6 protein-coding genes are annotated in these 8,406 nt (G+C 65.1%); 1 reads left to right on the top strand and 5 read right to left on the bottom strand.

Annotated features, from left to right (window positions below; genetic code table 11):
• The first annotated feature begins 332 nt into the window (after positions 1-332).
• Positions 333-1,580: an Hsp70 family protein gene (locus tag ACI7BZ_RS13415; RefSeq protein ID WP_414117651.1), complete on the top strand. Its 1,248-nt coding sequence runs from the start codon at positions 333-335 to the stop codon at positions 1,578-1,580.
• A gap of 223 nt (positions 1,581-1,803) precedes the next feature.
• On the opposite strand, the gene ACI7BZ_RS13410 is transcribed toward ACI7BZ_RS13415, so the two are convergent.
• From ACI7BZ_RS13410 to ACI7BZ_RS13390, 5 genes are all read right to left on the bottom strand, one after another.
• Complete coding sequence (locus tag ACI7BZ_RS13410) at positions 1,804-2,067, bottom strand: hypothetical protein (RefSeq protein WP_414117649.1); 264 nt, start codon at positions 2,065-2,067, stop codon at positions 1,804-1,806.
• A 344-nt stretch (positions 2,068-2,411) separates the two neighbouring features.
• On the bottom strand, positions 2,412-3,911 hold the full coding sequence (locus tag ACI7BZ_RS13405) for a PepSY-associated TM helix domain-containing protein (protein WP_414117647.1): 1,500 nt from the start codon (positions 3,909-3,911) through the stop codon (positions 2,412-2,414).
• Positions 3,911-4,486, bottom strand: a complete 576-nt coding sequence (locus tag ACI7BZ_RS13400) for a hypothetical protein (protein ID WP_414117646.1) — start codon at positions 4,484-4,486, stop codon at positions 3,911-3,913. The genes ACI7BZ_RS13405 and ACI7BZ_RS13400 overlap by 1 nt, the downstream gene beginning before the upstream one ends.
• 39 nt (positions 4,487-4,525) lie before the next feature.
• Complete coding sequence (locus ACI7BZ_RS13395; RefSeq protein ID WP_414117645.1) at positions 4,526-6,760, bottom strand: TonB-dependent siderophore receptor; 2,235 nt, start codon at positions 6,758-6,760, stop codon at positions 4,526-4,528.
• 707 nt (positions 6,761-7,467) lie between these two features.
• Positions 7,468-8,355: a transporter gene (locus ACI7BZ_RS13390; RefSeq protein WP_414117644.1), complete on the bottom strand. Its 888-nt coding sequence runs from the start codon at positions 8,353-8,355 to the stop codon at positions 7,468-7,470.
• Positions 8,356-8,406 lie beyond the last annotated feature (51 nt).

Below are 8,406 nucleotides of genomic sequence, written 5' to 3'. Positions count from 1 at the left end.
AGCGGTCGAACCGGCCCAGGTCTGGCAATAGATGCGCAATCGCCAGCCCACCAGCACGGCGTCGCCGATGCTGTGCCCGCTTTCCAACAGGGCATGGGCCTTGCGCAGGCTCTCGGCCGTAAAGGGCCCGAGCACCTCGCGCCGCCTCCTCTCCAGGCGGCCCCACCGCCTCCACCACCCCCACCGCAGCGAAGCCGAGAAAGCACCGCACCGGCCTGCCACGCTGCATTTCAAACGCCCCCACGACCTGCCGGCCGGCGCTCTTGCGTTGCAGCAAGACTTGCTCTAGCAAGCGCGGCCCTATTGCATCCTGCTTCTGCCAGGGAGGTCCCATGCCCGCCTGCGGCCTCGATTTCGGCACGTCCAACACCACGCTCGGCTTCATCGGCCCGCAAGGCCCACGGCTGGCACCGCTGGAAGGCGCAGCCGACACCCTGCCAAGCGCCATCTTTTTTCCATGGACCGGCGAGGCCGTGGTGGGGCGCGCGGCCATGGCCGCCTATGTTTCCGGCCAGCAGGGACGCCTGATGCGGGCCCTGAAATCCGTGCTCGGCACTTCGCTGGTGGACGAGACCACGCCGGTGGGCCGCTCCCGCCTCGGCTTCAGGGCGGTCATCGCTGCCTTTCTCCATGCGGTGAAGGAACGGGGCGAGGCGGCAGCCGGCGACCGGCTCGACCAGGTGGTGCTCGGCCGGCCGGTCCATTTCGTGGATGGCGATCCGGCGGGAGACCTGCGCGCCCAGGAGGTGCTCGGCGACATTGCCCGCCAGATCGGCTTTGCCGACATCTCGTTCCAGTTCGAACCCATCGCCGCGGGCCTCGATTACGAGCGGCAGGTGGCTGGCGAGGAACTCGCGCTGATCGCCGACATCGGCGGCGGCACCTCCGACTTCTCCATCGTGCGGATTGCCCCCGGCCATGCAGGCCGCGCGGATCGCGCCTCCGACATCCTTGCAAACGAAGGCGTGCGGGTGGGCGGCACGGATTTCGACCGGCAGCTTTCGCTGTCCATGGTGATGCCGCTGCTGGGCCACGGCAGCCCCCTGAAGCGCAAGGGCCTGTCCATGCCGGTGGGGATCTATCAGGACCTCGCCACCTGGTCGGCCATCAACCGGCTCTATGACGGGCGCACCGCCCGGGCCATCCGCGAGCTGGAGCGCGAGGCGGCGCGGCCGGATCTGGTGTCGCGCCTCGCGCGGGCGGTGGAGGACGAACGGGGCCACGGCCTTGCGCTGGATGTGGAGGCGGCGAAGATCCGCGTGGCGGAGGCCGGCGCCACCCAGCTCGACCTCGCGGTGCTGGAGGCCGGCCTTTCCGTGGGCATCGCCCATGAGGATCTGGTGGCGCACACCGGCCTGCTGGCGGATCGCATCGCCGGGCGGATCGCCTCCTGCCTCACCACGGCGGGCCTGAAGGCGGACGATATCGACGCCCTGTTCCTCACCGGCGGCTCGACCCGCCTGTCCCATGTGCGCGCGGCCATCTGCACCTGCGTGCCCGGGGCCCGGGTGATCGAGGGCGACACCTTCGGCTCGGTCGGCACCGGCCTCGCCATCGAAGCGAGCCGCCGCTACCGCTGAAGCCTGGGCCGATCGGCCTCTCTATGGTGATGGAGCCTGTTCGCCGAACAGGCGCCCATTACCTGCCGGCGCGCAAGTCCGCGCCGCATTCCGGCTGGACGGACCTTGAACCGAGCGCCGGCCGCCGTGCATCTCAAGGCAGCCGGCGCTCGGCAGTCTTCATGATTGAAGCCCGGTTCCCGCTCCGGTCCGGCGCGCCGGACCAATTCGCAAACCGCGCGCCTCAATGGCCGCCGCCGCCGGGCTTGCCCTTCTTCGACAGCATGTCCGACGCGGTAAGGATGATGAGGGCGGTCATCGCCAGCGCAGTCATCGTCAAGCCGTAGATGATCAAAAAGGCGTATCCGAACAGATAAACGAGCCCGGCGAACAGAAATACGAGATTTACGATGAAATAATACTTTGCATCCGGAAGCCCGTTGATGGCATCCCTGAGGAACCATCCGAAAACGGGAACATGAAGGAATGCACGCGCGGCAGATCGCATGACAAGCCTCGATTGACGGTGGAATAAGGGCAGGCCCGAAATGGCCTGCCATCGCAGGCACATTGGCCGATGCCGCCGGTTGGATCAAGCGCGCGTCCCGGCCGGCGAGGCTGCACCAACGTCGCACCTTCCTCCGCCCGGCCAGGCCTCCCCTCCCCTCTCGCCGAGGTGCGCAGAAGCCGGCAGCACGCGGCTGCCCTTGCGTGACGTACCCCCTGTTTTTCCAAGGGAAATCGCTTCGTGCGGCACGATTCCGGCACCTCGCGGCACCGTCGGCGCATCCGCCGTGCGGGCAGATCGCGACCGGGGCGCAGCAGCCTTCCGGGCCGGTCCCCGCGGGCGGATCAGCCCTGCCTCGGCGCGCGGGTGAGCACGGGAAGCGCGATCACAACCGCACCTGCCACCAGGGCAGCGTTGATCCAGTGGGCCATGGGGTCGGTGACCTGCCCCATCCACACCGCCATATGAACCGCCGCCACGGCCAGCAGCACCGCCGCGCTGGCGAGGCGCAACAGGCGCGCCACCACGGCGCCCGAGCCTGCCATAAGGGCAACCGTCAGGGTTGCGGCGACCGCCGCCCCATAGATCGCCAGCAAGGGCGCGTCGCCAAGGATCAGGCTGGCGCCGGCGGTGATGCCGAAGGCCAGGGGCTGGCTCCAGCCCAGGGCAGGCCAGATCTTTTCCAGCTGCGGCGCGGGGCGGCCCTTCTCCCGGCGACGCACGAGCCAGATGGTGACCCCATTATAGGCAATATAGGTCAGGGCAAGACCGAGCAGGCCATAGGCCAGCCGAACCGGCACGCCGCCGAACCAGCCGAAATGCAGGGGCTGAAGCGCGCCGAGGACCTGCTGGCCCACCGTGCCTGTCTCCAGCCCACCATCGCCCAGGAACCGCCCTGCCCCGTCGAAATAATACATGTTGGCCATGGGCAGATAACCCGGCACCTTCATGCCGAGGTGCACGATCTGCCCGGCGGTGCCGATTTCCTTGATGTTCGCGCTGACGAATTGTGCCGTCGGCGCCTGCGCCTGAACCTGCCGGATCATGGCTGCAAGGTCCGGCAGCGGCGCCGGGGAGCGGTCCGCCCCCGCCATGGGACCGAGGATGGCGGCAAAGGCCTTCTCGGAATTGCCGTCATAGGCCGCAAAGGCCAGCAGGCCGATGATGAGGGTCGAAAGACCGAGCAAGGCGCCCGTCAGCGACACCGCCACATGGAAGGGAAGCCCCCATACGCCGATGCGGTTGTGCAGGTCAGCCTCACCCAGGCGCCGGCTTCCGCCCCATCGGAAGGCGAAGGCATCCTTGAACACGCGCGGGTGCGACAGCACGCCGGAGATCAGCGACGAGAGCAGGGCAACGCCGGTGAGCCCGACGATCAGCAGCCCCCAGGTGCGCGGCAGATGAAGCGAGGTGTGAAGCTCCGCGATGAATTCGGACCATGGGGCCTCGATGGGCGCATCCAGATAGCCCTCCGCATCGAGGAAGCGCTCGCCCTCCACGCCCGTATCGTCGTCGTGATAATAACCGGCGAAGCGCGGATTGGTGGGTCCGGGACCCGCCAGATAGATGTCGTGCGCCGAACCCTCGCCACGCGCCTGGGCGTGGATCGTGGCAAGGGCGGAATTGACCTGCTCGGGCGTCACGGCAACAAGAAGGGGCGTGTCCGGCTGCTCCCAGCGCTGCCAGTCGTTGAGGAAAACAAGGACGGCGCCGCTGAAGCAGACGATGTAGATCAGCGCGGCAAAGGCGATGCCGAGCGCGGAATGGCCGGCGAGCATCGCCCGCACGAATGGCGCCGACAGCAGCTGACGCCGGGGAGGCCTGGCTTGTGTGAGCGCGTCCATCAGGCCAGCACCTTGGGCAGGAAGGCCACGCCATAGCCGAAGACCGAGGCGCTAAGCAGCACCACGGCGGCACGCAGCAGCTTCGCATCGCTCAACGTCCAGGCCATCCCCGCCCCCCACAGGATCGGCACCAGCAAGCCGCCGATGACGATCCTGTCATGGGTGTCGAGGGGCATGGCGATGGCGAAGGCGAGGCCGAGCCCCATGGCGGCGATCCCTGCAAGCACGATGGCCAGGAAGGCCTTGAAGGTGCCGCGCACCCAGTTGGTCCGCCGGTCCTCCGGCTCCAGCGCGCGGCTGGCCAGGGGCGGCCGGCGGGCGGGGCGGACCTGGATGCCGCCCGCGACCACGACATAAGCCACGATGGAGAGGGCCAGCAGCGCATATGCGGTTCCGAGCACACCGTTCCAGGCCTGGACGAAGACCGTGAGCCCGGCGGCAATCAGCCCCCACCCCGCCATGGTCAGCAAAGGCCCGGACACCGGCTTCCGTTGCCAGCACATGCGCAGTGCAAGCACGCCCGACAGCAGGAGAACAGAGCCGGCGAGGCTTGCGATCGTGGTCTGGTCCAGCATGAAATCCATCAGCACGGGATTGGTGGAGAGGAGCAGCCTTCAGAATTTGTAGGTGAGGGCGGTGATGACCGTGCGCGCCTGACCGACGCCGCAGTCGCCGCGATAGGCGAGGCAGGAGGTGACGTAGAATGTGTTCGCAAGGTTCTGCGCGGTGAGCTGCCAGCGCCAATGCTCGTTCTCGAACGCCACCATGGCGTCGAACAGAGTATAGGAGGGGGTCTGCACGTCGATCGTCTTCTGGGTGGCGATGTCGCGCCCGTAGCTCTGCGACGACCCGACATATCGCACGCCGCCACCCGCGGACCAGCCCCGCAGCGGCCCACCCTGCACCGTATAGACCCCCCACAGCGATGCCAGGTGCTGGGGAATGCCGTCTACCGGCTTGCCCACCATGAATTGCGAGATGCCGGTGGGATAGCCATAGAGCTCGGGATATTCGGAATAGGTGGCGTCCGTATAGGAATAGGAGGCGACGATCTTCAGCTCCGGCAGGATCTTGCCGATGGCCTCGATCTCGAAGCCGCGCACGTTGATGTTGGCGCCCTGCACCGCGTCGAACAGGACATCGGGCTGCACGATCTGGTTGCGCTGCTCCAGCTCGTAGATCGCACCGTTGATGACCAGGGGCAGGGTCGGATGCTGGTATTTGAAGCCGGCTTCCACCTGCTCGCCCAGCAACGGCTTTGCAGGCTTCAGCGTCTGGCCCATGACCGACGAATAGATGCTGGTGCCCACCACCGAGCCCGGCTGGGGCGTGAAGGAGGTGGAGTAGCTCAGGTAGGGATTGAGGCCGAAGTCCGTTTCATACAATACGGCCGCCCGGGTGGAGGTGGCGGTCTCCGTCTCGGTGGGCGAGCCCTCCTGCTCGATGGTCAGCCAGTCCTGCCGCGCACCGAGGATGAACCTCCACGGCCCCGCCTTGATCTGATCCTGGATGTAGACACCGGTATCGCTCTGCACCTCGTGCGGGAGCACATACATGGGGATTGCATCGGGCGAGACGGCAAAGCCGTAAAGGCTGAAGAGATAGGTGCTCTGCCCATAGGTGGGCGCGTACATGTCGAACCGCGGCTGGCCGGGCAAAGCATTGTCCACCAAGGTTCCGGCCGTAACCGTATCGACGGCGAACCGCATGTAATCCACGCCGGCCGTGACTTCGTGCGAGAACAGTCCGGTCTGAAAGGTGCCGGTCAGGTTGTTGTCGGTGTTGAAGATCCCGGTATCCGTGAATTGCTGCGTCACCGCACGGGCGATCTCGCTCTGCCCGGCATTGAGGAAGGGCGCATCGGCCGGGTTGAAGATCGGCCCGAACACGGAATTGAAATAGGCCATCCGCGCTGGCGTCAGAATGGCGCCGTAAGTGGATTTATAGTCATTCTCCACATGCGAATAGCGCGTTACGCTGTGCAACTTGAGATTGTCGTTGAATTTGTGGTCGAAGAACACCGTGCCGGATTGAGCCCTTGTGTTGTAATAATCATCCGGCTCGCCGACGAATGTGCTGAAATCCGCCCGCTGGCCGAACTTGTTCGGCGTGAGCGTGCCGATCTGCGGCAGAAACTGCTGGGTGGAACCGCTCTTGTCGTCGCGGATGTTGGCCAGCACGGTGATGGAGGTGTCGTCGGTCGGGCGATAGGTCAGCGACGGCGCGATCATGAGCCGGTCGTTGTCCACATAGTCCACCTGGGTGCCGGCATCGCGCGCAAGGCCCACGACGCGATAGAGCCAGGTTCCGTCCTTCGTCAGCGGCCCGCTGCTGTCGAACTTGAACTGCGCGAAGTCGAACGTGCCATATTCGACAGTGGCCTCGTTGCGGGGGGTGGCAAGGGGCAGCTTGGACGCGCCATTGATGATGCCGCCCACCGGCGTCTGGCCGTAAAGCATGGATGCGGGTCCGCGCAGAACCTCCACCCGGTCGAGCGCATAGGGCTCGACGGCGATCGTATTGACATAGTAGCCGTAACTGCTGCGCAGCCCGTCGATGAAATATTCCGCCGGAACACCGCGAATGACGGCATAGTCGCCGCGCGTATCCACGCCAAACCCATCGGCCAGGACGCCGGGAACATAGCGAATCGCTTCCTGCAGATTCTGCACGCCCTGATCGCGCATCTGCTCGCTGCCGACGACGGTGATGGACTGGGGTGTTTCCGCCAGCGGGGTGTCGGTCTTTGTGCCGACCCGCGAATCCTCGGCGACATAATCAATGACCGGCCCGGCTGAGGATGGCGTCGCCCTCGCGGCGCCCTCGCCGGCGACGACAACCGTGTCCAACGCAACGGTTTCGGCCTGCTGGGCCTGGGCCTCTATAAGTCCAGCCCCGATAACGGCCACACCCAGAACGAAAGAATTCGCCACCTTGCGAAAGGTTACAACCATAATTGCCAGCCCCCAACCTATGCCCCCGGGCAAGTGTCAAGATCTTGGCTGGCAAATTCGGCTCAACAGCCGAGCGCAATGGCTGATCATCCCAACGCACAAATTCTGCCACATTCTGGGCAAGATGTCGAGTCCGCGAGAATTCCGGGATTGAAAATTATACTACATATTCTGTGAAATAAACGACCGCTACAGTTTATATTTATTATAAATCAAGCCTGAGCCGGTTGAAGATCTGCTCTCCGGCCCTCGGGGCTGTGCCTTCGCTCCTCGCCGCACCGTTCGCAGCGCACCGGGCCGGCACCGCGGAGCGCGAGCGCCGGCCCCTCCGCCCGTCGCCGGCATGGCGGCGATACATCCGGGCGGGGCCGCTGCTTAGAGCCTGATCCGATCAGGTTGAATCAACCTGATCGGTGAATCAGTCTCTAAATTATTGATAGAGAACGTTTTACCGATCATCTTGCGATGCAAGCTGAGCGGAACGTGCTCTTGAGCGCGATCCGATCAAATTGACTCAATTTGATCGGTCAATCGCCCTCTCACTTAAGGATAGAGAACGCGTTATCCGACCAGCTTGCGGTGCAAGCTGATCGGCGCGTGCTCTAGAAGACCTGGAGCAGGCGCACCGTGCCGCGGAAGGCCTCGGGGAAGCCACCCGAGGTTGCCACATCCCGCTGCACCAGGCCCAGCACCTGAAAGCTCGGCGTAATGAACTTGGAGAGTTCCAGCCGAACCTGCGAGCGTTCCGTCGCGTTGCCGGTGGCCACACCGGCGAGATATTCGGTTCCGCCCCAGAACTGGGAATAGCCGACGGCAGCTGACCAAGTGGGGGCGAAGGCGTAGGAAAGCCACGCCTGGAACTGGTATGTGGGGTCCTGGGACAGGGTCTGCGTCCCGTTGCCCGCCTCTGTATTGTCGCCATACCAGATGACATCGCCAGTCAGCTGGAGCGCGAGGCCGCTCGCGAGACCCTGGTACCAACCGGCCTGCAGGTCAAGCTTCCAGCGATTCTCGCCAAGGTTCAGCGCGTCCCCGGCGCTGTACTGGCCAAGGGGCACGAACAGATAGGGCATGATGCCGATGTAGGTCTGCGTGGCCTTGTTGTTCACCACCCAGACGGTGGTCGCCAGAATGGGGTCCCCAAGCCCGGCCGCCGCATCGAACGAGGTGCCCGCAAGGCGAAGATTGTAGAGCGTGCCCGCCGGCACCAGCACCTGCGGCGCCACCGTGAAGCCGCCGACGTCTAAATAGTGCACGTAACGCAGGATGTTCACATAGGAATCGAGGCCCGTGTCGTCCGAATAGGTCTGGCCGGATGTGGTCTCATAGGCACTGCGGGTGGCATATTGGCTGTAGAAGACCAGCAGGTTGGTGCCGGCCGGCGCCGGCAGATAGTCGCCGGAATTGACATCTGCGGCGCGGGCGGCCCCGGTCGCAAGGGACATGGCGGCGAAGCCGGCGAGAATGCCGGCGCTCCAAAGGCGGGTCATGTTTCCTCCTGGACATTTTGCTGTCTGCCGGCCCGTTGGGGAGCCGGCCTT

It is taken from the genome of Xanthobacter sp. AM11 (assembly GCF_047444035.1).
Classification (GTDB): Bacteria; Pseudomonadota; Alphaproteobacteria; order Rhizobiales; family Xanthobacteraceae; genus Xanthobacter.
Note: the sequence above shows the minus strand (reverse complement) of the source record. Positions and strands in the feature narration are given on the sequence as shown.